Origin of the sequence: Rhizobium sophoriradicis, assembly GCF_003939025.1 — a bacterium.
Taxonomy (GTDB): domain Bacteria; phylum Pseudomonadota; class Alphaproteobacteria; order Rhizobiales; family Rhizobiaceae; genus Rhizobium; species Rhizobium sophoriradicis.
This window is the reverse complement of sequence record NZ_RQIH01000005.1, coordinates 39,485-62,904: the sequence shown is the minus strand read 5'-3', so window position 1 is coordinate 62,904 and position 23,420 is coordinate 39,485. Positions and strand designations below refer to the sequence as shown.

Genomic DNA, 23,420 nt, shown 5'->3' with positions numbered 1-23,420 from the left:
ATGCGAGTCTCGCGGGAATGTAGAGGTTCCGGCCTTGAAGTCCAACCGCCCGCTGATAACATTTATTGCAATGCACGCCGATATCGTCGACCTACGTCAGTTCTATCATTCCGACCTCGGGCGTTTTGCCGAGCAGTCGATCGCCATGGCGCTGTCGTCGCTCTGGGTGCGCCTGCCGCAGGAGCGCCTTGTCGGTCTCGGTTATGCCGTGCCCTTCCTCGATCGATTCCAGGCCGATACCGAACGCACCTTCGCCTTCATGCCGGCCGGACAGGGCGCAGTGAACTGGCCGATGGGCTCGCTGTCGTCGACGACGCTGATTTTCGATGAGGAACTGCCGCTGCCGGATTCCTCGATCGACCGGGTGTTGATGGTGCATTCGCTGGAATTTGCCGAAAGCCCGCGCGAGACGCTGAAGGAACTCTGGCGGGTGCTGGCACCGGGCGGACGGCTTGTCATCGTCGTGCCGAACCGGCGCGGCGTGTGGGCCCGCATGGAGCATACGCCCTTTGGTTCGGGCCGGCCCTATTCGCGCGGTCAGCTGACGCATCTGCTGCGCGAGACGAATTTCACGCCCGGCGCGACGGCCGAAGCGCTGTTCTTTCCGCCCTCGAAACTCAGGACCATCCTGCGGCTTCGCCGCGCCTTCGAGCGGATCGGCCGGACGCTGTGGCCAGCCTTTTCGGGCGTCATCATCGTCGAGGCGCAGAAGCGGCTCTATCAGGGACTGCCGGTGGCGGCACGCGCTTCCCGCCGCGTCTTCGTACCGGTGCTCGCACCCCACGGCGTGCCGACGGCGCGCAACCGGTGACCCCGTTCCGGGCTCTCGACAAGAACCGCATTCCGCTTTAATGCCACTTGGTCATTTTCCGGAAAATCCAAGGTCGACCCATGAGCGTTGAGATCAGCAAGCCCGTTCCGCGTCCCGGTATTCTCGATATTGCATCCTATGTGCCGGGCAAGGAACATGCGCCGGGTGTTGCCCGAGTCTACAAGCTCTCTTCCAACGAAACGCCGCTCGGCGCCAGCCCGAAAGCGATCGAGGCCGTCAAGGCCGCTGCCGATAATCTCGGACGGTATCCCGACGGACAGGCGATCGAACTGCGCGAGGCGATCGCCGCCGTGCACGGCCTCAATCCGGCAAACATCCTCTGCGGCAACGGTTCGGACGAACTGCTCGGCCTGCTCTGCCATGTCTATCTCGGCCCGGGCGACGAAGGCATCATCACCGAGCACGGCTTCCTCGTCTACAAGATCCAGATCATGGGGACGGGTGCCACGCCCGTCGTCGTCAAGGAAAAGGACTACACCGTCGATGTCGACGCGATTTTGGCCGCGGTGACGGAAAGGACGAAGATCGTCTTCATCGCCAATCCCGGCAATCCCACCGGCACTTATGTTCCGGTCAGCGAAATCCGCCGCCTGCAGGCAAGCCTGCCGAAACACGTCGTCCTCGTGCTCGATGCGGCTTACGCCGAATATGTGCGCCGCAACGACTACGAAGCCGGCATCGAGGTAGTGTCTTCCAGCTCCAACGTGGTGATGACCCGCACCTTTTCGAAGGCCTACGGTCTGGCGGCGCTGCGCGTCGGCTGGATGTACGCGCCGGCCGAGATCGTCGACGCGGTGAACCGCGTCCGCGCGCCGTTCAACCTGAATGCGGCGGCGATCGCTGCCGGTGCCGCGGCCATCCGCGACCAGGCTTTCGTCCAGCAGGCCGTCTCCTACAACCAGATGTGGGTGGAAACGCTGACGGAGGCGCTGGAAGCGATCGGGCTGAAAGTCACGCCTTCGGTCGCCAATTTCGTCCTCATCCATTTCCCCGAGATCGATGGCAAGCGTGCCGCCGATGCGGACGAACTACTGACGAGCCGCGGTTACATCCTGCGAGCCGTGCGCAGCTACGGCTTTTCCAATGCGCTGCGCATGAGCATCGGTCCTGAAGAGGCCAATCGCGGCGTCATCGCAGCACTCCGCGAATTCATGGGACGTCAGGCATGAGCGTGCTGTTTGACCGAATCGCGCTGATCGGCATCGGCCTGATCGGATCTTCGCTCGCCCACGACATTCGGCGGCTCGGGCTGACGAAAGAGATCGTCGTCGCCACACGCAGCGCCGATACGCTGAAGCGTGCCGAAGAGCTTGGCCTCGGCGATCGCTATACGACCTCTTCGGCAGAGGCCGTCAAGCATGCCGACCTCATCATCGTTTCGGTGCCGGTCGGTGCTTCGGAAAGCGTGGCGAAGGAAATCGCCGGCAACCTCCAGCCCGGCGCAATCGTCACCGATGTCGGCTCCACCAAGGCGTCCGTCATCGCGCAGATGCAGCCGCATATGCCTGAGAATGTACATTTCATCCCCGGCCATCCGCTGGCCGGCACGGAAAAGTCCGGTCCCGATGCCGGCTTTCCCGGCCTCTTCGAAGGCCGCTGGTGCATCTTCACGCCGGTCGCGGAAACCGACGAGACGGCGCTGAAGCGGCTGCGCGGCTTTTGGGAGGCGCTCGGCTCGAAGGTCGACGAGATGGATGCGGAACATCACGACAAGGTGCTGGCGATCGTCTCGCACCTGCCGCATATCATCGCCTACAACATCGTCGGCACCGCCGACGATCTGGAGACGGTGACGGAATCGGAAGTCATCAAATATTCCGCCTCCGGCTTTCGCGACTTCACCCGTCTCGCCGCCTCCGACCCGACGATGTGGCGCGATGTCTGCCTGCACAATCGCGATGCCATCCTTGAAATGCTGGCACGCTTCTCGGAGGATCTCGCCTATCTGCAGCGGGCGATCCGCTGGGGTGAGGGCGACAAGATCTTCGAACTTTTCACCCGCACGCGCGCCATCCGCCGCTCGATCGTCCAGGCCGGCCAGGACGTCGATGCCCCCGATTTCGGCCGCCCCCATCCGCTGGACAAGAAGTAGCCGCGCGATGGTGGAGGTGGTCAGCGCGACCCAGGCGGATATCGATTGGCTGGTGCGCGAAGATGCCAATGCCGGCAAGGCATGGATATCGCGATGCGTGGCGCTCGGCGAATATCTCGTCGCCAAGGAGGCCGGCGAGATCGTTGGCTTCCTGCGCTTCTCGCGCTTCTGGGGCAGGGTTCCCTATATGGAAATGATCCGTATCCAGACTGCCCGTCGCCGGTCGGGTGTCGGCACGGCGCTGTTTCTTGCCTGGGAACAGGCGATGCGTGCCGAGGGCGCCCGCATGCTGATGACATCGAGCGAATGCGACGAGAGCCGGCCGCAGGACTGGCATCGCCGCAACGGATTTATCGAAACCGGCGCCATCGAGCTGCCCGGTCTGCAATCGGTGCCCGAGGTTTTCTTCATCAAGCACATCGGCTGAAAGGCGAGCCTCTCAGATCGGCGGTATCCGGCCGAGCGGGATGAAGCCGCTGACGGTGGCGTTGCCATGATCGACAACGAGATCGACCGACACCTTATCCTTGCCGCCGGCAAGCGATTTCAAGAGCTTGGTCGCCGTGTTGACGGTCGATGCAATGTCCGGGAAGGTCTGCTTCAGGCTGTCGCCCCATGGTCCGAGCCGTTCGATCTCCAGCTTGAATTTTCCCGACAGGAAACCCTGTTCGTCGAAGGAGAAGGGACCGGTCAGCGTCATGACCTTGCCGTCCCCGATGTCGGCGACGACGCGGCGCAGCTCGCCGGCTGCGCCATTGAGGCCATTCGGGTCGCTGCCGTCGATCAGGCCGGCCTTGCCGGTAACGGTGAGATCGATGCTGGCGGAGAGTTTCGGGAAGACCTGGGGCCAGTCCGTGATTGCGGTATTCGCATCCTGCACGGAGATCGCGCCGTCGAGATCGGCGCCGTTCTGGCGCAGATGGATTTCCGTACGGGCGGCATCGAAGCTTACGGTCTGGCCGGTGAAGGAAGAGACCGCCGTCGCCTTCAGGCCCTCGATGAGGATCGAGCTGCGGTCGATGCCCTTCAGTCTGGTCGCCAGGCTCGACTGCAGGTTCGCCCACTGGGCCGAGATCGAGAGGCCGTTGCTGGTGCGGATCTCGGCCGGGGAATCGAGTTCCCAGACGATATTGCCGGGCGCATAGACCTGGGCTGCCGAGCGCAGGGCGCCGAAGGTGGCGGAGACGCCGTTGACGCTGTCGTCGACATCGACCTTGGAGCAGAACAGGCCGATGCGGAAGGGATAGCCGCGGAATTCGATATCGGAGCATTCGCCGCTGACGCCCGCCTGATCGCGCGGCGCGATCGCTTTCAGCACCGTGGTCTTCAACGCCGATGCCGCATAGAACCAGCCGCCGGTATAAAGCGCGATCACCAGGAGAATGCCTCCGCCCAGCAACCAGAATTTCTTGCCGCTGCTGGATTGACCGCTGCCGGATCGGCTTGACGCTGCCATGATGTTCTCCAATGGTGAATCGCGAATGTGATTCCGGTCTGGCGTGCGATATGGACGAATTTTGGGTGTTTGGCTACGGCTCGCTGATGTGGAATCCGGGCTTTGAGTTTCTGGAACGGGCAGAAGCCCTGGTGCATGGTTACAGGCGTTCGCTCTGTGTCCGGTCCTTCGTTCATCGCGGAACGCGCGACAATCCGGGCCTCGTCCTCGGCCTCGACAGGGGCGGCGCCTGCCGCGGCATGGCCTTCCGGATTGCGCCGGACAGATGGGATGAGGTGATCGAGTATCTCCGCGCCCGCGAACTTGTCACCAATGTCTATCTGGAACGCCGGGTCCGGCTGCAGTTCGCAGGGGGTCGCAGGACGCAGGCGGTGACCTATATCGCTGATCGCGACCACGAGCAATATGCCGGCACGCTTGACACGCTCGCGGCGGCACGGGTGGTGAACGAGGCCAGGGGCCAGTCCGGTCCGAACGATGCCTATGTCTTCAACACGCTTGCGCATCTGAGGCAGATGGGCATTCGCGATCAGTGGCTGGAGCAGGTCGTCAACGAGGTGGAACGGCTGCGGGCTGCCTGATTCTTTAAATCGGTATCGATTTAAGGAATCAGACAGCAACTCAAAGTGTTACAGCGTCCTTGTAATTTCAGGCCGTCGCCGCCTTCACTTTGCGTAGCTCGGTCAACCTGGCGATCGCTGTCGGCGGCAGCGGCAGATGCGGATTCCGTTCGATGGTGTCGAGCAAGAGCTCGTCGCTTGCCCGTTCGGTCACCTCGATCAGGTGGGCGAAGAAGGCGTCCGGATCCATTCCCGGCATGATCGGCGGCAGGATTCTCACCTTGAAATGGCCGGGATAACGGCGGATGCTCCGCCGCGGCCAGAACAGGCCGGGATGCATGGCGACCGGCACGACGGGAATGCCAAGGTCGCGGTACATGCGGGCTATGCCGTATTTATAGACCGGCTCGGCGCCTGGCGGGCGGCGGGTGCCCTCGGGATAGATGATGAGCTGGCGGCCGGTCGAAAGCTCTTCCCTCGTGCGCTTCAACACGTCCACCATCACCTTGCCGCGGGCGCCGCGATCGACCGGGATCATGCGCTGCTTTTTTGCATACCAGCCGAAGAGCGGAATCCACATCAGCTCGCGCTTCAAAATGTAGACCGGGTCCTTGAGCCGCGGCAGCAGCGCATAGGTGTCCCAGAAGGACTGATGCTTCGGCGCCAGGATGTAGCTGCCGTCAGGCAGGTTCTCCAGTCCTTCGATCTCAAAGGTCGTTCCGACGATCACGCGCATCAGCCAGTGATTGGAGCGCGCCCAGTTCTTCGGGATTTCATAGGCGGTAAGCCGCGGCACCACGAAATAATAGGGCGAGAGCACGATCATCCGGATGATGAGATTGGCATAGAAGATCGTGTTGAAGAGGACGGAACGCAGGGCGATCATGAAATTTTCCCGAGGCATGCTCACGCGACCGGCCTACACGATATTGTCCGTCATAAAAAGCGTTTGATGCCATCCGAATGTAAAACCTAGTCTGAGGCGGATACGCTGGCCGAGCGCAATCCGGTATGACGGCCGAAGCCGGTGATGTTGCGGGCGCCGGCCAGCAGCACCTTCAGATATTCGGCCAGCATGACGCGCATCGCGTTCGGATCGGTGAACCAGTTGCGGGTCTTCAGATCCGAGTTGACCACGGGATAGGGGATGAACTCGATGTCGGGATCGACATAGGAGAGCTCGGCGAGGGTGCGCGGCATATGGTAATTGTTGGTGACGACCAGCACGCTTCTGTATCCCTTGGCATGGATCCAGTTGGAGGTTTCCTCGGCATTGCCGATCGTGTCTATCGCATCATGACCGATATCGACGCAGCAGGAGAAAAGATCGGCCGAGCCCTGCGTCATCTTGCGGATCTGAGCCGGCGTCGTCGTCGGGTGGACGCCGGAGATCAGGAGCCGCTTGCCGGCACCCTTCTGCAACAGTTCCACGGCCTGGTCGATGCGCTGGTAGCCCCCTGTCAGCACGACGATCGCGTCCGCCTTCGGTTCGACCGGGGGCTTAAGCGTCGTCACGGAATCGGCAAAGCGCAGGAAGCCGCCGAACAACAGGGCGATCGCCAGGACGCAACCAAAGCCGCCCCAGCGCAGCAGGCGGCGTATCGGGCCGCGTCGCGGCGGCAGGCCCGCCGGGCGATCAAGCTCCGGATCCTGCCGAATCGGGTTGCGTGTCGTATGGCCCATGGTCATGAATCGTGATTATACGCTGATTACGGCGTGGAACAGACGCTTTAATGACAAAACGACATGGTCACGATCAACTTGCGATGCCGTCGGTGCGCGTCGGGTCCGAGCGCAATGTATCGATTTCATAGATCGTCCGCATGACGGTCAGCCGCGCGGTGACGGTCGTTAGCAGCGCGATAACGATCATGGTCGCGAAGATGCCGGCATAACCGAGTACGCCGACGGAAAAGGTGCCGAACAGCGCGGTTGCCTGATCCGTTTCTGGCGTCGCCAGGGTACGGCTTTGCCAAAAGCCGGCGGTGGCGAAGAAAAGAGCGGCAAGGGCGCTGCCGACCGCCGAGCCCTTGAGGCTGATCTTCAGGAAATGCTTCTGGAATTCGGTGGCGACGAAGGAGCTTTCGGCGCCGACGAAATGCAGCACTTCGACGATGTGTCGGTTGCCCGACAGCGCGCCGCGCGTGGCGAAGACGACGGTCAGCACCATTGCCGAAAAGACCAGCAGCAGGACGCCGGTGCCGATCAGCACCGTCGTGTGCGCCATGGACACCAGCCGGTCGACCCAGGTGCGGTGATCGTCGAGGCTCGCCTGCGGGATGCTGTCCTTCAGGAGGCCGCGCATTGCATCGAAATCGGGCGGGTTGCTCTCGTCGATGGTGATGACGACGAGCCGGGGGACGGGCAGATCCTTGAGGTCGAGGCCGGGGCCGAGCCAGGGTTCGAGCAGACGGGCGGTGGCTGCCTCGTCGACGATCTGGCCGCTCTTCGTGCCGACGAACGTCAGCGCCAGGTCGCGCGCCTGCGTCAGCGCCTTCTCCATGTCGAGATTGTCGTCAGGCTTGATCTGGATGGTGATCTCGCGGGAGATCTGGCTTTCCCAGCTTGCTGCCGTCGAACGCACCATGCTGACGCCGCCGAGCGTCAGGCAGGCGAGAAAAGCCATGATCGATATCACTACCATCAGGGCGTTGCCCTGAATGTTGGACGGCGGCAGGATCGGCGCAGTCGGGCGCACGCGCATTTCCGGCCGCTTCTGCTGGGCCTGGGCCGGCGTCTTCTCCCGGTTGCTGGATGGGGGCTCAGTCATAGATATCGAGATGCCCTTCCGAAAGGATCATGCGGCGGGCCTCCACCTGCTCCATAAGCGCCAGATCGTGGGTAGCGATCACGACCGCCGTGCCGAGCCGGTTGAGCTCAAGGAACAGATTGAGCAGGCGCCGGGCCATCGGCGGGTCGACATTGCCGGTGGGCTCGTCGGCCAGCAGGACTTCCGGCCGGTCCATCAGCGCCCGGGCGATGGCGGCGCGCTGCTTCTCGCCGCCGGAGAGCACCGGCGGCAGCACGTTGATGCGTTCGCCAAGGCCAACCCATTTCAACAGTTCCAGGACGTCGGTCTTGTAGGAGCTTTCCTCCTTGCCGCGCACCCGTAAGGGCAAAGCGACATTCTCATAAGTGGTGAGATGATCGAGCAGGCGGAAATCCTGGAAGACGATGCCGACGCGCCGGCGCAGCAGCGGCAACTCGGGACGGGGAATTTCGGAAATGTCCCGCCCGAACATGCGGATCAGACCGCGCGTCGGCTGCAGCGACATGAAGAGCAGCCGCAGCAGCGATGTCTTGCCAGCGCCGGACGGGCCGGTCAGGAACTGAAAGGATTTCTTCGGAATGTCGAAGGTCAGGTCCCGGAGGATTTCCGGGCCCATGCCGTAGCGCAAACCGACATTCTCGAAGTGAATCAACGGGCAGCTCAGTCTGTTCTTGGTTTCACCGTGCGACTTGTTAACCAACACCGTTAACAGCCGGTAAATTTTGCCGGAAAGACGCCCGTTTGATGGCGATCTTTGCGAAGCATTAACCATTAAAATTTACGACTGAGCAGGATTCGTTTCAATGCCAGATTTCCCCTGGCAGCGAAACCATGTGGACATCTGCGAGGAAGCCACCATGGAAGCATCCTTCTTCAGCCGCCGGACACCGGGCCGGGCCTATGATTTCCTGCCGCCCGAACCCGCAAACCGCCCGTTCCGCAATCCGCGCCCTGTCGATATTGCTGACGCCGAATTCGTCACGCTCGGCAGCGTTCGACCGAAGGAGTTCAACGCCAGAACCAATAATGACAACCGCAGGCGCGCGGCCACCGCACGCGCCGCAGAGCCCCCGTTCATGCTCGCGATGGCGGCTTCTGGGCTACGGGCTGCGGAATCCTGGCTGCAGCGCGCCTCATTGCGCAGCTTCGCGACGCTCGTGCTGGCCATCGCCGTGCTCGTCTTCGGACTTGCCGGTGGTTTTTCCGGCTTTTCCAACCAGAGCGCCTATTCCGGAGCGCCGCTGCATTTCACCCATGTGACGGTGACGCCGCGTGATGCGAACGGCATGCGCGTGCTCGTCATCAACGGCATCATCGAGAACGACAGCGGCACGACGCAGACGCTGCAGCCGATCCGCGCCGATCTCGTGACCGACGAGCGGTTGACCGCGAGCGTCGTCATCAACCCGCCTGTCGACGTCATTTATGGCGGCCAGAGCCGGGGCTTTTCGGCGCGCGTTCAGCATGCCGGCGGAACAGTGCCAGAGGTCCGGCTATCGTTCCTGCCTTAGAGCCTTTCCGGGTTAGATTGAAGCATTCTGCCGGAGCAGGTTTTCGTCAGGGCAGAGGCGATTGGCGATGGGCATACCCCTTGGTACGTCCGAGCCGATCGCCTCTGATCCTGGCGGAAAGATGCCCGGCCCTTCGGGTTGGCTGAAACGGGCCGGCTGTTCGACCGGCCGGCTTGGCCGTAGAACTGGGCTACGACGCGCGCCGGCCGGTCGACCATCCGACTCCGTTTGAGCCAACAGAATGCTTCAATCTAACCAGGAAAGGCTCTAGCGCGCCGGATGGGTCATCGCCGACTTTCCTGCCACAGATCGCGCTAATCCGGTTAATTTCCTGGCTGGCGAGGCTGTTTCACGCTCGCATATGTGCTAACGGCTTACCCTTCTTTTTATGGAGCAAGCCTTATGCCTGTCGTGCGTGGAAAAAATATCGAGCCGCTCTTCACCGCCGAACAGATCGCCGAACGCAATCATTCGATGGCGCGGGAGATCGCCAACGGCCCGACCAAGGACCTGCTCGTCATCGCCGTGCTCAAGGGTTCCTTCATTTTCGCCGCTGACCTGATCCGCGCCCTGCATGACACCGGGCTTGCCCCGGAGGTCGAGTTCATCACGCTGTCGAGCTATGGCAGCGGTACGGTCTCGCAGGGCGTGCGCATCGTCAAGGATATCGACAGCGATGTGCATGGCCGCGATGTCCTGTTGATCGACGATATTCTCGAATCCGGCCGGACGCTGCTTTTTGCCAAGGAGCTGCTGTTCGAACGTGGCGCACGCAACGTCACGATCGCCGTGCTGCTCGACAAGCGCGTCAAGCGCAAGGAAAAGCTGGAGGCCGATTATGTCGGCTTCGAATGCCCCGACTATTTCGTCGTCGGCTACGGCATGGATGTCGCCTATGCTTTTCGTGAATTGCCCTTCGTCGGCGTAGTGACCGGCGACGCCTAATGATCGGGAGTGCTGCAGCGCCTTCGCACGTCTGAAAGAGGCGCCGCGCTGCGCTGCCGCTCGAGACGGGTTGTTAACCATCCCGTCCATCGCTTCGCCATCTTTACCGATCGAAAAGGAAAGTCTGGTGATTTCCGTCGCGGGGCTGAAGACGGAGCAATGCACATATGGCAAGAATTCTGATTACGGAAGACGAGGACTCCCTGCGGTCTTTCGTAGCCCGGGCGCTCAGGCTCGACGGTCACGAGACGGATGAAGCGGCCGACGGCGCCGAGGGACTGGAGAAGCTCAAGGACGGCGTCTACGACCTGCTGCTTTCCGATATCCGCATGCCTGTGATGGACGGCATCGAACTCGCCCATCAGGCCAAGGATGCCTTTCCCGGCCTGAAGATCCTGCTGATGACCGGATATGCCGAGCAGCGCGAACGAGCCGACGACCTTGCCGAAAAGATCATCGACGTCGTCGCCAAGCCATTCGCGCTTCCCGATATCCGCAAGGCGGTTGCCCGGGCGCTGGTCGCCTAACGCCTATTCGAAATTTCACGCGTAACCCCGAAAACCCGGTTGCGATTTTCGGGGTTACGCGCTTGAGCGCCTATTGGATATCCAGCAGCCGTTCGAGATATCGGCGTTCCATTTCCTGCGGCGGATTGTTGCCGAGCTTTTCGCGGATCGCATCGAGGATTTCCCGCGCCCGCTGAACGTCGATTTCGTCAGGCACCTTCACGCCGTCGTCCTCGATATATCTCTCGCTCATGCGCGGCCGGCCGAGCGGATCGCGGCCGTTCTGGTCGCCCTGGCCGACCTGGCCGTTCGGGCCTTGCCCCTGCTGGCCCTGCTGCGCCTGCATCATCTGGTTCATCATGTCACGGGCGCCTTGGCGAAGCGCCTCCAGCGCGCGACCCTGGTTTTCGATGGCCGGTTGGCCGCGGCCCTGGCCAAGTTCGCGGCCGGCGCCTTCCATCTCGCGCTGCGCCTGGCCGAAGCCGGGGCCGGGCTTCATGCCCATTTCGCCGAGCTTTTTCTGCAATTCACCCAGCTGCTTGCCAAGCCCATCCTGTTGGGCGCGCAGCTGTTTCAGCGCCTCGTGCAGCTGTTCGGCCGTCATCTGATCAGAGGGCTGCTGGCCTTCCTGGCCTTGCTGGCCCTGTTGCTGCTCCTGCGGCTCGCCGTTTTCGCCGGGGAGCATCTCGTCGAGCAGCGGATCGTTTTCGCCCATATCGGGTTCGCCGCGCTGCAGGCGGTCCTTGAGCTGCTGATCAAGGCGGAAGGTCTGTTCCATCAGCTTCTGCTGGTCGCGCAGGATTTGGCCGAGCTTGTCGATCTGCTTGCGGGCCTCACTGTTCTCCTGGCTCTGCTGGCCCCGCTGCGGCCGGCCGGCCTGCAGGTTGTTCATCATGCGCTGCAATTCCGACAGCATCTGCTGGGCCGCGTCACGGTTGCCGGAACGGGCGAGATTTTCGATCTGGTCCATCATCCGTTCCAGATCCTGCTGGCGCAGGATGTTCTGGGCGTTCTGGTTCGGCTGCATCGGCGCATTCTGCATGCGCTCGGCAAGCTCGCTCAGATAGTCCTGCATCGCCTTGCGCAGCTCGTCCATCAGCTTCTTGATCTCTTCGTCCGGGGCGTTGCGGTTCAACGCATCGGCAAGATTCTGCTGAGCCTGGCGCAGCTTGCGCTCGGCAAGGGAAAGATCGCCGTCCTCCATGCCGAGGGCGATTTCCCAGAGATATTGGGCCGTATCCTTCAGCGCCTCCTCGCTCCTTGCGAGCTTCATGCGCGCCAAGGCGGATTCCAGCAGCAGGTAGTTGGTGAGCTTGGGGATGGTCTCCTCGGGACGGATGGTCAGCGCTTGGTTCAGCGCGATCGCCTGCGGCATCTTGCGGGTGTCGAGGGCGAAAACCTGCCGTTCCTCGGCGACGGCGGCGGCAAGCGGCTCGTTGAAGGGCCGCGACGGCAGCGTCATCTCGTGCGGCGGACTGCGGCCCGTCTGGCCGGCTCCGTCCTTGGCGACAAGCGTCACGCGCACGCGTTTGCCGGCGAGCGGATGTTCGGTCAGGTTCCGGCTGGTCACACCCTTGGTGTCGCGGGCGTTGCGGCGGGGGATATCCAGCCTGTACTCCGGCAATGGGTAGAGAGGCGTTGCTTCCGGATCGGTTTCGACCGGTACGATCTCCGCATGGGCCTCTTGGACGCCGTAGTCGTCCTTGACGGTGAACCCAATCTCAAGCGCGCCGTTGACACTGGGCTTCGGCAAGCCGTCAAAGGCAATTTCCGGCGCCTTGTCGGGAAGGATGTCGAAGCTCCAGCGGCGGCCGTTCACTTCGAGCGTGCCGTTCTCCTCGAGCTTCATCGCATGCGTCTGCGCGATGGCGGCCTGGCCGGCCGGTGCGGCATCCGGCTGGTTGTCGGCCGTCGCAGCCGTCTGGCGCCGGCTTGCGTCCGCCTGCACGGCGATCTCCTGCGCCTGACCGTTAGCTTTGCGGAACACGACCTTTTCGGCCGTCTTTCCGCCGCTGACGCGCACGGTCAGAGCGGAAAACTGCGGAATGCCGATCGGCGCCTGTTCACTGCCGTCGGCGGTCAGGTAGACCGGCGCGCGGCCGGTATAGGAGGGCGGCGTCACCCAGGCGTCGATGCGCACCGCCGGATCGACCGTCACCTGTTCGGGTGCTGCCTGCAAGGCGTCACTGACCGAACCGCCATTGATCGACAGCGAATAAGCAAAGGCCGTGACAACAAGCAGCGCCGGAATGGCGCGAAGGGCGAAACGGTCGTGCCCGGCAATATCAGGTCTCGGCATACCCGCATCGAGGGCTGCGATCTTTTCGGCCATGCGCAGCTGGTGCTCGCGCCAAAGCGCCCGAGCGAAGGCCGCATCGGAGGCCGGCTCGTCTTCCTGGACGGTGACCGGCTGGTGCGGCAGGCCGTTGCGCTCTTCCAGCATGCGATCGGCTTCGGCGATCCTCGGCCAGCGCAGATTGCGGAAGGGAAGGAGCGCGACAAGCAAAGCGAGAGCGAAAGCGATCAACAACAGGATGCGCAGCCAGTCCGGCACACTGCGGAAGACACCGAACCAGGAGGCGGAGAGATAAAGGGCAGCGACCGACAGGACCGGCAACAGAGGTGGCAGCAGCTGCTCGCAAAAAAGCACGATGCGGGCCAGCAACCGTTTCGTCGTCACCAGCCGGGCAAGGGCAGGGCGGAGCGCAAATGCACCTTTCTTCTGCCTGAAGGGGCTTGTCATCGGTCCGGTCTCCGCGATCTCAAGTGGAACAGAGGGCGCTTCCGGCGATTGCGGGGCAATACGCTCATGGCTGACAAGGATAACACTCTTTGTGGCGAAGGCGAGGGCGAGCGGCCGGCAATACCGGCTTTTCACGTTTATTCGCCAAAAAGTGATGCTCTACCTGAAGCGCGCCGCGATTTTTCAGGTCGCTTCCCGCGCTTTAGGTTCTTTGTTTTGCGCACGCCGTGATCGTAAAACCGCCGCACACGTTGCGCGACAAGCTTTAGTCGAGCCAGGCGGGAACGGAGTCGAGACTGATCAGCTCGGCATAGGTTCTACGCGGTCGTATCGCATGGAAATCGCTGCCCTTGACCAGGACTTCGGGGACCAGCAAGCGGCTGTTATAGGTGCCGGCCTGGACGGCGCCGTAGGCGCCGGCCGTGCTGACGGCCAGCAGATCACCGGGCTTCGGCATCGCCATTTCGCGGTCGAGCGCCAGATAGTCGCCGGTCTCGCAAACGGGGCCGACGACGTCGGCGCGGATGCGCGGCGCGTTCGCTGCCGAAATCGTCACCGGGCGGATTTCGTGATAGGCCTCGTAGAGGGTCGGGCGAATGAGATCATTCATCGCGCCGTCGACGATGACGAAGGTCTTTTCGCCGCTGTCCTTCACATAAAGCACCTCGGTCACGAGGATTCCGGCATTGCCGACGATCAGGCGGCCGGGCTCGGTGATGACCTTGCAATTCAGATCGCGCAGCTGGTTCTTGACGATCGCCGCATAGGCATCCGGCAGCGGCGGCGGATTGTTGTCGTCCTTATAGGGGACACCGAGGCCGCCGCCGATATCGACGTGATCGATCGTGTGGCCATCGGCGCGGAGCGTCGCGACAAGGTCGCGCAGCAGCTTGAAAGCGTCGTCGAAAGGCTGCAGCTCGGTGATCTGGCTGCCGATATGCATGTCGATGCCGGTGACCTCGATGCCGGGCAGCTTGGCGGCGTGGGCGTAGATCGCGCGGGCGCGCTCCCAGGAGATGCCGAACTTGTTTTCCTTCTTGCCGGTCGAGATCTTCGAATGCGTCTTTGCGTCGACATCCGGGTTGATGCGGAAGGAGACGGGAGCCTTCTTTCCGGCGCTGACGGCGCGCTGGTTGAGGATTTCGAGCTCGGGTTCGGATTCGACGTTGAAGCAGTAGATGCCGGCCTCGAGCGCGAAATCCATCTCCGACGGGGTTTTGCCGACGCCTGAAAACATGATGCGGCTTGCCGGAATGTCGGCTGCGAGTGCGCGGCGCAGCTCCCCTTCCGAGACGACGTCGATGCCGGCGCCGAGTCGACCCAGCGTCTTCAGCACCGCCTGGTTCGAGTTCGCCTTCATCGCGTAACAGACCATCGAGTCCATATCGGCGAAGGCTTCGGAGAAGACCCGGTAATGGCGTTCCAGGGTTGCGGTGGAATAGACGTAGAACGGCGTGCCGACCGCCTTGGCGATCTCGGGAACGGGAACGTTCTCGGCGTGAAGGATGCCGTCGCGGTACTCGAAATGGTTCACGGACTTATGCCTTAAAGAAGAGGATCGAGAAGGAAGGGCTTGTCAACGGTTCCCGGCTGTTTCGTCGGCTTGGAAACGTCGCCTTCTTTCGTTGCCGCAGCACTCGGCGGGTCGAGATCGCCCTTACGCCCGCATCCGGCAACGGCAAGGCCGATGACGGCGACGACTGCCGTCAAGCGAATGAGGTGCGGCAAGCTCTTCTGCATGGATATCCTCTTGTACGAGATATGGCGGACATCATTCATTCCGAACGATGGACATCTTCATAGCGAAGTTTCTCCGCCTTGTGCACCCTGATTGTTGGATGGTCTTTCCCCCGGTGCGCGGAAGGCGAAGCGGCTTCCGCCTCGCCTTTCTTTCAGTTGCGGGCGCGCCAGAAGGCGATCTGCTTGCGCACCTCGGACGGCGCCGTGCCGCCGAAGCTCTTGCGGCTGGCGACCGAGGCTTCGACCGTCAGAACGTCATAGACCTTGTCGGTGATCGCGGAATGGATCGCCTGCAGGTCGGCGAGCGGCAGTTCGGCGAGGTCGCAGCCCTTGCTTTCGGCCAGCGCCACGGCGCGGCCGGTGACGTGATGGGCATCGCGGAAGGGCAGACCGGCTTCACGCACCAGCCAGTCGGCAAGGTCGGTCGCCGTCGAGAAGCCGGAGCCGGCCGCCGCCTTCATGCGCGCGGTGTTGACGGTCATGTCGCGCACCATGCCGGTCATGGCGGCGATCGCCAGTTCCAGGCTCTCGGCCGCGTCGAAGACCTGTTCCTTGTCTTCCTGCATGTCCTTGGAATAGGCGAGCGGCAGGCCTTTCATGATTGTCAGCAGTGCGATCAGCGAGCCGTTGATGCGGCCGGTCTTGGCGCGCACCAGTTCGGCCGCGTCCGGGTTCTTCTTCTGCGGCATGATCGAGGAACCGGTCGAGAAGGCGTCTGACAGGCGGATGAAACCGAATTGCGGTGTCGACCAGATGACGATCTCTTCGGCCAGGCGCGACAGATGCATGCCCGTGATCGCGGCGATCGCCAGGAACTCGATGGCGAAGTCGCGGTCGGAGACCGTGTCGATGGAATTGCGGGTCGGCTCGCGGAAACCGAGCGCCTTGGCCGTCATATGGCGGTCGATTGGATAGCCGGTGCCGGCGAGGGCAGCCGCACCGATCGGGCTTTCGTCCAGATGTTCGATGGCGTGGCGCACCCGCGAGCGGTCGCGGCCGAACATTTCGACATAGGCCATGCAATGATGGCCGAAGGTGACGGGTTGGGCGGTCTGCAGATGGGTGAAGCCCGGCATGACGCTTTCGGCATGTTCCTCGGCGCGGTCGAGGAAGGCGGCGATCAGGCCAGTTAGCATCTGCTCCGTCTTCTGCAACTCCTCCTTCACCCAGAGGCGGAAGTCGAGCGCCACCTGGTCGTTGCGCGAGCGGGCGGTGTGCAGCCGGCCGGCCGCCGGTCCGATCAGCGTCGCCAGGCGCGCCTCGATGTTCATATGGATGTCTTCGAGCCGGCGTGAGAATTCGAAATTGCCGCCTTCGATTTCTGACAGGATCGTGTTTAGTCCGTGAACGATCTTGTCCTTATCTTCGGCCGAAATGATCCCCTGATGGGCGAGCATCGTCGCATGGGCGATGGAACCGCGGATATCCTGCGCGAATAGCTTCTTGTCGAAACCGATCGAGGCATTTATCTCCTCCATGATCGCGTCCGGGCCGGAGGCGAAGCGCCCACCCCACATCTGGTTGGAGGATTTGGTGTCCGTGTTGCTCTCGGCCATGATGCCCGTCCTGGAGAATGAAATGACGACAAAAAAACCCTTCGGTCTGCCGTCCGTAAAACTGATCGCAATCGCCGCCGTTGCAGGCGTTGTTGCCGGTGCGGCAGCGGTATACGTGAAGGAGACGGGGATTGGCAATGGCATCGGCGATACCGCTTCGGCCGAATGCCCGATGGCGAGGGAACGCGCCGCCAATCTGACGCCGCTGATGAAGGGCCAGGTTGCCGCAATGGTCGCCGCCAACGAGCCTCGCAAGCTGACCGGAGTGTCCTTCAACGGCCCTGACGGCAAGCCGCTGACGCTCGACCATTTCGCCGGCAAGACCGTGCTGCTCAATCTCTGGGCAACGTGGTGCGTGCCCTGCCGCGAGGAGATGCCGGCGCTGAACGCACTGGAAAAGCAGATGGGCAGCGACAAGTTCCAGGTTGTGCCGGTCAATATCGATACGGGGGATGACGAGAAGCCGAAGACTTTCCTCGCCGAGACCGGCGTCGATGCGCTGCAGCTTTATCGCGACAATACCATCGGCGTCTTCAATAGCCTGAAAAAGGAAGGTCTCGCCTTCGGCCTGCCGGTGACGCTGCTGCTCGACAACAAGGGCTGCCTGATCTCCGCCATGAACGGACCCGCCGCCTGGGACAGCGAGGACGCCAAGACTTTGATCAAGGGTGCGATCGGATCGTAAGGATATCGATCAGGAGTCGCCATCTCCTCTGATCAGGAAAACGCCGGCAATTCCGATAAGGACGCAGCATTGCAGCAAGAACATCGGTGTTTCGGTCGACATGGCGTTTCCCCCCGTTCACGGCAAGGAAAGCATTTCACGGGCGTCCGGTCCATTCGCCCTTTTTGGTGATGTCCCGCTTAGCGCGTCGGGACCGGCACTTCGCCGCGATAATCGTAGAAGCCGCGGCCGGATTTGCGTCCGAGCCAGCCGGCTTCGACATATTTCACCAGCAGCGGGCAGGGGCGATATTTCGAGTCCGCCAAGCCGTCATGCAGCACCTGCATGATCGACAGGCAGGTGTCGAGGCCGATGAAATCGGCAAGCTGCAGCGGCCCCATCGGATGGTTGGCGCCGAGCTTCATCGCCGTGTCGATGGCGTCGACCGTGCCGACACCTTCATACAGCGTGTAGATAGCTTCGTTGATCATCGGCAGCAGAATGCGGTTGACGATGAAGGCCGGGAAGTCCTCGGCGACGGTAATGGTCTTTTCCAGCGTGCCGACGAATTCCTTGGCGGCGGAGAAGGTCTTCTCATCGGTGGCGATGCCGCGCACCAGTTCGACCAGCTTCATGACAGGCACCGGGTTCATGAAATGTATGCCCATGAAGCGCTCGGGGCGGTCGGTGGCGGCGGCAAGCCGGGTAATCGAAAGAGAGGAAGTATTGGTGGCAAGCAGCGCTTCCGGTTTCATTACCGGACAAACCTGACTATAAATCTTGCGCTTGACACTTTCGTCCTCGGTGGCCGCCTCGATGACCAGATCGGACGGAGCGAGGTCATTGACATCGGCGGAGCCGGTGACGCGCGACAAGGTCGATTTACGCTCTTCATCGGTCATCTTGCCGTTCGTCACCAGCCGGGCGAGATTGCCGTTGATGGTGGCAAGGCCGGATTCAATGCGGTCCTGCGAGAGATCGTAGATATGAACCCTATAACCTGCGGCGGCCGAAACATGCGCGATGCCGCAGCCCATCTGGCCCGCACCGATAATCCCAATATTCTTTAACACCGCACTCATCTCCAAACCCCACACGGCATTCGCCCCCGCGTTGCCGCCTTATTTTAGCAATACTGCCGGACGAAGGATCGCCCGGCAGTAAGTAGTAGCTCGATAAGAGACAATTTTCCAGTCATTCGCAAGTGCGAAAGAAAAAAGCATTTGCCCTCGTTAGAGCGCCTTTTGCAGTTCCGGCAGGGCGTCGAACAGATCGGCGACGAGGCCGTAGTCGGCGACCTGGAAGATCGGCGCCTCCTCGTCCTTGTTGATGGCGACGATCACCTTCGAATCCTTCATGCCGGCCAGATGCTGGATGGCCCCGGAGATGCCGGCGGCGATATAGAGATCGGGCGCCACCACCTTGCCGGTCTGGCCGACCTGCCAGTCGTTCGGAGCATAGCCTGCATCGACGGCGGCACGCGATGCGCCGACGGCAGCGCCCAGCTTGTCGGCAACCGGCAGTATGACCTCCTTGAACTTCTCGGCCGAGCCGAGCGCGCGGCCGCCGGAGATGATGATCTTCGCCGAGGTCAGTTCCGGACGGTCGGAGGCCGACAGTGCATCGGCGACGAAGCGCGACAGACCCGGATCGGAAGCAGCAGGGATCGCCTCGACCGTTGCAGAGCCGCTTGCCGGTGCCGAAGCAAACGAGGCGGTGCGCACGGTGATGACCTTCTTCGCATCGCTTGCCTGCACCGTCTGGATGGCATTGCCGGCATAAATCGGCCGCTTGAAGGTGTCGGGGCTGACGACCTCGATGATCTCCGAGACCTGGGCGACATCGATGAGGGCAGCGACGCGCGGCAGCACCGTCTTGCCGACCGAGGTGGCGGCCGAGACGATCGTGTCGTAGGAGCCGGCGAGCGAGACGATCAGATCGGCCAGCGGCTCGGCGAGATTGTTGGCAAGCGCGTCGCTTTCGGCCAGCAGCACTTTCGAGACGCCGGAAAGTTTGGCAGCCTGGTCGGCCGCCGCCTTGGCGGCCTTGCCGGCGACCAGGATATGCACGTCGGAGCCAATCTGGCTTGCCGCCGTCAACGCCTTGGCGGTCTGGTCGGAGAGGTGATTGCCGTCATGGTCGGCCAGAAGAAGAATGGTCATGATTTAGTTGCTCCTGTTCCAACCCGATTACAGCACGCCGGCTTCGTTCTTCAGCTTGTCGACAAGTTCGGCCACCGACTTGACCTTGACGCCGGCCTTGCGGCCACTCGGCTCCTCGGTCTTCAACACCTTCAGCCGCGGCGTCGTGTCGACGCCGAAATCGGCCGGGCTCTTCTTGTCGAGCGGCTTCTTCTTCGCCTTCATGATGTTGGGCAGCGAGGCATAACGCGGCTCGTTCAGGCGAAGATCGGTGGTGACGACCGCCGGCAACTTGATCTCGATCGTCTGCAGGCCGCCGTCGACCTCGCGGGTCACGGTCGCCTTGCCGTCACCGATCTCGATCTTCGAGGCGAAGGTCGCCTGGGCCGAACCCAGCAGCGCCGCCAGCATCTGGCCGGTCTGGTTGGAATCGTCGTCGATTGCCTGCTTGCCCGTGATGATCAGGCCCGGCTGTTCGGCATCGGCGACACCTTTGAGGATCTTGGCGACGGCGAGCGGCTCGACGGCATCGTCGGTCTCGATGAGGATCGCCCGGTCGGCACCCATGGCCAGCGCCGTGCGCAGCGTCTCCTCGGCCTTGGCCGGGCCGATCGACACCACCACCACTTCTTCGGCCTTGCCGGCCTCCTTCAGCCGCAGCGCCTCTTCCACCGAGATCTCGTCGAACGGGTTCATCGACATCTTCACATTGGCAAGCTCGACACCCGAACCATCCGGCTTCACCCGGATCTTCACGTTGTAGTCGACAACCCGTTTGACGGGCACGAGAATCTTCATGGGGGTCCTTCCTTCAAGAAAACTGGCTCAGCGAGGCTTTAAGGAAAATGCGCGCTCGAGCGTCGCTTCGATTGTCGAATGGCGACATGGATACGCGTTTTTCCTCCAAATACAACGCTTGCAATGACGCAGGCCGGGCATTGCTTTCGCAATATATTGACGTTTACGTGCACGTCAATCCATCTGTTAACCTCGGCCACGGTCCCAGGGAAGACGCTCGATCCGTCCGTTCGCGCCGGCCGCAATGGCCGTACCCGCGCCGGCTTCGTTCCTCACGGCGCGCGGCGTCACGATTTCCTGATCGAACAGCGGTACGCCGCGACGACGCAGCACCAGGATTAACACAGCACCGGCAAGAATGCCGCCGACATGGGCGCCCCAGGAGACGTCTCCATCGGGTGCAATCGCCAGCATGAAGAACTGCTGGCCGATCCACAAAAGCAGCGGCACGAAGGCCGGCAGGGGCAAGGGCACACGGAAGAACACCAGCACCCAGACCCTGACGCGCGGATGCAGTATGACATAAGCGGCAACGACCCCGGAGATCGCCCCCGAGGCGCCGACCAGCGGCGCTTCCGGTGTCGTCGTCAGCAAGCCGTGGCAAAGCGCGCCGACGGCCGCGCAGAGGAGATAGAAAAGCAGGAAGCGCATATGCCCCATCGCATCCTCGACATTGTCGCCGAAGACCCACAGGAAGACCATATTGGAAGCCAGATGCCAGAAGCCCGAATGGACGAAGGCATAGGTGAGATAGGTCAGCGGCTCCGGCACGATCTCCAATCCCTCAGCCAACTGTGCCTGCCCGAAGGCGATCGCCGGGATGTAGCCGAGGCCAACGGTCGTTGCCTGGGCAGCCTGTTCGCTCTCCAGGTTGATAAAGAGCCAGACTGCGACATTCAGCGCGATCAAAGCCAGCGTCACCCACTGGACCTTGATATGTTTCAGCGTATTGGCGTCGTGAAATGGTATGAACATAAGGCCCCCCGGCAATCGTGATCGCGGCAAACCTATCTGTTTTTTCCCGGAACCCAAAGCACATCCGCACGACCCTGGTCATTTGCATGGCGGGCAGCGACGAAGAGGAAATCCGAAAGCCGGTTGATATATTTCATCGCGGTCCCGCCGACGATTTCGCCCTCCATGCGCGCCAGCGTCACCATCAGCCGTTCGGCCCGGCGGGCGATCGTGCGGGCGAGATGCAGATGCGCGGCGGCCGGGCTGCCGCCCGGTAGAATGAAGGATGTCAGCGGCCCGAGCCGGGCGTTCAGCCGATCGATATCGCGCTCGATGCGCTCGACCTGTGTCTCGACGATCCGCAGCGGCTCATAGGCCGGCGGCTCGCCGGTATCGGGTGTCGCGAGATCGGCGCCGAGGTCGAAGAGATCGTTCTGGATCGACATCAGCATGGTGTCGAGCTCGGCCATGTCGGTCGTGTAAAGCCGCGCCAGGCCGATCGCGGAGTTGGCCTCGTCGATCGTGCCATAGGCCTCGACACGCAGATCGTCCTTCCGGCGGCGCGGGCCGGAAGCTAAGCCTGTCGTGCCGTCGTCGCCGGTCTTCGTGTAAATCTTGTTGAGCTTCACCATGCCGCACCGCCGATCGAGGGGAGGGTTGAACCACCCCACTCTCCGTCATGCTCGGGCTTGACCCGAGCATCCACACCGCATCCGTCAGCGGTTAGGAGGATGGATCCTCGGGTCAAGCCCTGGGATGACTGAGGGTGGGGTTGGCCTTCTCGCCAAATTCGCCCCGGCATACTGACACACCCCCCGTCGGGGTGCGTCCTCAAGCCGCTTACCTCACCTCCCTCATTCCTGTGCTCGTCACAGGAATCCAGTGCGCCCAAGTCCTTGGGCGCGGGAGACTCTTTTGAACGTCGGATTTTGTTATTCACCGCGCGGACGCGCGGTGGCTGGATTCCTGTGACGTGCACAGGAATGAGGGAGTTCGAGGAGGCGATAGTACCCATATTTACCCCTCTATAGTTAGGTCGGTCCTCAGGTCGGGCGGCCGCCGCCGGTCAGCCAGAGCGTCACCATGATCAGGATGACAGCGACTGCCTGCAGCAGGACGCGAAGCTGCATCAGCTTGTTGGAAAGGTTGGCGTCGCCGCCCTTCATCATGTTGAAGAGGCCGCGGATCAGCACCAGGGCGACGATGCCCATGACGATGATCGCAAGGATATAGGTGACCGTGGACATGCCGCTCAGCTTTCTAATCAGTCCGTCCAGCGCATCAGGTTGTAGAAGAGGCCCGCCGGGAGCAGCCGCTTCAGGAACATGCCCTGTTTAGCCGGAGTCGTTACAGGATAATGTGGCCTTGGGTTTTTCGCCTTCAATGCGTGTTTCAATACCGAATAGACCGCCTCCGGGCCAAGTTTATGGCGGTTGACCGGCCCCGTACCCTCGAGCCTCGCCAACTGTCTGATATAATCGGCTGCGTGCGGCGAGTTCTCGACGTCGATATTCTCATTGAACTTTGCGAGCGCATTGGCGGTGAAACGTGTGGCGATCGGTCCCGGCTCGATCAGGCTCACATGGATGCCGCTGCCGTGGAGCTCCATGCGCAGGGTGATGCTGAGGCCCTCGAGCGCGAATTTGGAGGCGGTATAGGCGCCGCGATAGCGATAGGGGACCACCCCGAGAATGGACGAGCATTGCACGATCCGGCCCTGGCCATGTTTGCGCATTGACGGAATGACCTGCCGCGTCAATTCGTGCCAGCCGAAGAAATTCGCTTCGAACTGGGCGCGCAGCGCTGCCGTCGAAAGATCCTCGACGGCGCCCGGCTGGCCATAGGCGCCGTTGTTGAAGAGCGCGTCGACGCGACCGCCGCTGCGTTCGAGAGCCGTGCCGACCAGCTCGGTGATCGTCTCGGTTCGGGCATAATCCATCAGGAAGGCTTCAATGCCGTCGGCTTGAAGGGCCGCCAGATCATCGGTTTTGCGTACCGTCGCAAAGACGCGCCAGCCATCGGCTTTCAGCGCCCGGGCGCAATGAGCGCCGATGCCGGAGGAACAGCCGGTGACGACGATTGTTCGCTGCTCCACCATGGAATGATTCCTGTACAAAATGGGACTCGTTTCCCATATTCGGCCAGAGGATAC

Annotated in this window: 26 protein-coding genes; 10 read left to right on the top strand and 16 right to left on the bottom strand. The window is 62.1% G+C overall.

All coding sequences use genetic code 11. The annotated features are described in order from the left end of the window. Positions 1 to 34: 34 nt before the first annotated feature. From EFR00_RS09335 to EFR00_RS09320, 4 genes are all read left to right on the top strand, one after another. Complete coding sequence (locus tag EFR00_RS09335; RefSeq protein ID WP_038691615.1) at positions 35 to 811, top strand: class I SAM-dependent methyltransferase; 777 nt, start codon at positions 35 to 37, stop codon at positions 809 to 811. An 80-nt stretch (positions 812 to 891) separates the two neighbouring features. Next, on the top strand, positions 892 to 2,001 hold the full coding sequence (hisC, locus tag EFR00_RS09330; protein ID WP_077992031.1) for a histidinol-phosphate transaminase: 1,110 nt from the start codon (positions 892 to 894) through the stop codon (positions 1,999 to 2,001). Further along, positions 1,998 to 2,924, top strand: a complete 927-nt coding sequence (locus tag EFR00_RS09325; RefSeq protein ID WP_077992030.1) for a prephenate/arogenate dehydrogenase family protein — start codon at positions 1,998 to 2,000, stop codon at positions 2,922 to 2,924. The genes hisC and EFR00_RS09325 overlap by 4 nt, the downstream gene beginning before the upstream one ends. A gap of 7 nt (positions 2,925 to 2,931) precedes the next feature. Further along, positions 2,932 to 3,351 (top strand): GNAT family N-acetyltransferase, encoded by a 420-nt coding sequence (locus EFR00_RS09320; RefSeq protein ID WP_077992029.1) that lies wholly within the window; start codon positions 2,932 to 2,934, stop codon positions 3,349 to 3,351. A 12-nt stretch (positions 3,352 to 3,363) separates the two neighbouring features. Here the strand turns inward: EFR00_RS09320 and EFR00_RS09315 are convergent, their stop codons facing one another. Beyond that, the gene (locus EFR00_RS09315) at positions 3,364 to 4,380 is read right to left on the bottom strand and encodes a DUF2125 domain-containing protein (RefSeq protein ID WP_077992028.1); all 1,017 of its coding nucleotides are present in this window, start codon (positions 4,378 to 4,380) and stop codon (positions 3,364 to 3,366) included. Positions 4,381 to 4,430: 50 nt separating this feature from the next. Between EFR00_RS09315 and EFR00_RS09310 the strand changes: the two genes are divergently transcribed. Then, complete coding sequence (locus tag EFR00_RS09310) at positions 4,431 to 4,961, top strand: gamma-glutamylcyclotransferase (protein ID WP_077992437.1); 531 nt, start codon at positions 4,431 to 4,433, stop codon at positions 4,959 to 4,961. Between the two features lie 67 nt (positions 4,962 to 5,028). On the opposite strand, the gene EFR00_RS09305 is transcribed toward EFR00_RS09310, so the two are convergent. The 4 genes from EFR00_RS09305 to ftsE all read right to left on the bottom strand — a co-directional run bounded on the left by EFR00_RS09305 (position 5,029) and on the right by ftsE (position 8,362). Beyond that, a complete protein-coding gene (locus EFR00_RS09305) occupies positions 5,029 to 5,826 on the bottom strand; it encodes a lysophospholipid acyltransferase family protein (RefSeq protein WP_009995394.1) in 798 nt (265 codons plus the stop codon). 86 nt (positions 5,827 to 5,912) lie between these two features. After that, on the bottom strand, positions 5,913 to 6,629 hold the full coding sequence (locus EFR00_RS09300; protein WP_170961493.1) for a YdcF family protein: 717 nt from the start codon (positions 6,627 to 6,629) through the stop codon (positions 5,913 to 5,915). Between the two features lie 67 nt (positions 6,630 to 6,696). Beyond that, the gene (locus EFR00_RS09295) at positions 6,697 to 7,710 is read right to left on the bottom strand and encodes a cell division protein FtsX (protein ID WP_077992026.1); all 1,014 of its coding nucleotides are present in this window, start codon (positions 7,708 to 7,710) and stop codon (positions 6,697 to 6,699) included. Further along, entirely contained in the window at positions 7,703 to 8,362 is a 660-nt protein-coding gene (ftsE, locus tag EFR00_RS09290) for a cell division ATP-binding protein FtsE (protein WP_004671394.1), read from the bottom strand. The genes EFR00_RS09295 and ftsE overlap by 8 nt, the downstream gene beginning before the upstream one ends. Before the next feature lie 205 nt (positions 8,363 to 8,567). Between ftsE and EFR00_RS09285 the strand changes: the two genes are divergently transcribed. The 3 genes from EFR00_RS09285 to EFR00_RS09265 all read left to right on the top strand — a co-directional run bounded on the left by EFR00_RS09285 (position 8,568) and on the right by EFR00_RS09265 (position 10,693). Beyond that, positions 8,568 to 9,221, top strand: coding sequence for a hypothetical protein (locus tag EFR00_RS09285; RefSeq protein WP_077992023.1), 654 nt, complete (start codon positions 8,568 to 8,570; stop codon positions 9,219 to 9,221). 402 nt (positions 9,222 to 9,623) lie between these two features. Next, positions 9,624 to 10,166 (top strand): hypoxanthine phosphoribosyltransferase, encoded by a 543-nt coding sequence (gene hpt, locus EFR00_RS09270; protein WP_038691597.1) that lies wholly within the window; start codon positions 9,624 to 9,626, stop codon positions 10,164 to 10,166. A 167-nt stretch (positions 10,167 to 10,333) separates the two neighbouring features. Next, on the top strand, positions 10,334 to 10,693 hold the full coding sequence (locus EFR00_RS09265) for a response regulator (protein WP_003543311.1): 360 nt from the start codon (positions 10,334 to 10,336) through the stop codon (positions 10,691 to 10,693). A gap of 70 nt (positions 10,694 to 10,763) precedes the next feature. Here the strand turns inward: EFR00_RS09265 and EFR00_RS09260 are convergent, their stop codons facing one another. Further along, on the bottom strand, positions 10,764 to 13,415 hold the full coding sequence (locus tag EFR00_RS09260; protein WP_077992020.1) for a TIGR02302 family protein: 2,652 nt from the start codon (positions 13,413 to 13,415) through the stop codon (positions 10,764 to 10,766). Positions 13,416 to 13,481: 66 nt separating this feature from the next. Between EFR00_RS09260 and EFR00_RS32965 the strand changes: the two genes are divergently transcribed. After that, positions 13,482 to 13,646, top strand: coding sequence for a hypothetical protein (locus EFR00_RS32965; protein WP_164519048.1), 165 nt, complete (start codon positions 13,482 to 13,484; stop codon positions 13,644 to 13,646). Between the two features lie 34 nt (positions 13,647 to 13,680). On the opposite strand, the gene lysA is transcribed toward EFR00_RS32965, so the two are convergent. The 3 genes from lysA to argH form a co-directional block, all read right to left on the bottom strand. After that, positions 13,681 to 14,949: a diaminopimelate decarboxylase gene (gene lysA, locus EFR00_RS09255; RefSeq protein WP_077992017.1), complete on the bottom strand. Its 1,269-nt coding sequence runs from the start codon at positions 14,947 to 14,949 to the stop codon at positions 13,681 to 13,683. 11 nt (positions 14,950 to 14,960) lie between these two features. Beyond that, positions 14,961 to 15,155: an LPS translocon maturation chaperone LptM gene (gene lptM, locus EFR00_RS09250; RefSeq protein ID WP_077992436.1), complete on the bottom strand. Its 195-nt coding sequence runs from the start codon at positions 15,153 to 15,155 to the stop codon at positions 14,961 to 14,963. A 152-nt stretch (positions 15,156 to 15,307) separates the two neighbouring features. Next, on the bottom strand, positions 15,308 to 16,711 hold the full coding sequence (gene argH / locus EFR00_RS09245) for an argininosuccinate lyase (RefSeq protein WP_077992015.1): 1,404 nt from the start codon (positions 16,709 to 16,711) through the stop codon (positions 15,308 to 15,310). Between the two features lie 22 nt (positions 16,712 to 16,733). Between argH and tlpA the strand changes: the two genes are divergently transcribed. Then, positions 16,734 to 17,396, top strand: a complete 663-nt coding sequence (gene tlpA / locus EFR00_RS09240; protein ID WP_038692784.1) for a thiol:disulfide interchange protein TlpA — start codon at positions 16,734 to 16,736, stop codon at positions 17,394 to 17,396. Between the two features lie 179 nt (positions 17,397 to 17,575). Here the strand turns inward: tlpA and EFR00_RS09235 are convergent, their stop codons facing one another. From EFR00_RS09235 to EFR00_RS09205, 7 genes are all read right to left on the bottom strand, one after another. Then, on the bottom strand, positions 17,576 to 18,457 hold the full coding sequence (locus EFR00_RS09235) for a 3-hydroxybutyryl-CoA dehydrogenase (RefSeq protein ID WP_077992012.1): 882 nt from the start codon (positions 18,455 to 18,457) through the stop codon (positions 17,576 to 17,578). Positions 18,458 to 18,607: 150 nt separating this feature from the next. Continuing rightward, positions 18,608 to 19,537: an electron transfer flavoprotein subunit alpha/FixB family protein gene (locus EFR00_RS09230; protein ID WP_077992010.1), complete on the bottom strand. Its 930-nt coding sequence runs from the start codon at positions 19,535 to 19,537 to the stop codon at positions 18,608 to 18,610. Positions 19,538 to 19,564: 27 nt separating this feature from the next. After that, the gene (locus EFR00_RS09225) at positions 19,565 to 20,314 is read right to left on the bottom strand and encodes an electron transfer flavoprotein subunit beta/FixA family protein (protein WP_077992008.1); all 750 of its coding nucleotides are present in this window, start codon (positions 20,312 to 20,314) and stop codon (positions 19,565 to 19,567) included. A 186-nt stretch (positions 20,315 to 20,500) separates the two neighbouring features. Then, positions 20,501 to 21,289 (bottom strand): rhomboid family intramembrane serine protease, encoded by a 789-nt coding sequence (locus EFR00_RS09220; RefSeq protein ID WP_077992006.1) that lies wholly within the window; start codon positions 21,287 to 21,289, stop codon positions 20,501 to 20,503. A 32-nt stretch (positions 21,290 to 21,321) separates the two neighbouring features. Further along, entirely contained in the window at positions 21,322 to 21,900 is a 579-nt protein-coding gene (locus EFR00_RS09215; RefSeq protein ID WP_009993357.1) for a cob(I)yrinic acid a,c-diamide adenosyltransferase, read from the bottom strand. 411 nt (positions 21,901 to 22,311) lie between these two features. Continuing rightward, positions 22,312 to 22,515: a twin transmembrane helix small protein gene (locus EFR00_RS09210; protein ID WP_038691576.1), complete on the bottom strand. Its 204-nt coding sequence runs from the start codon at positions 22,513 to 22,515 to the stop codon at positions 22,312 to 22,314. A 17-nt stretch (positions 22,516 to 22,532) separates the two neighbouring features. Then, complete coding sequence (locus EFR00_RS09205; protein WP_077992004.1) at positions 22,533 to 23,366, bottom strand: SDR family oxidoreductase; 834 nt, start codon at positions 23,364 to 23,366, stop codon at positions 22,533 to 22,535. Positions 23,367 to 23,420 lie beyond the last annotated feature (54 nt).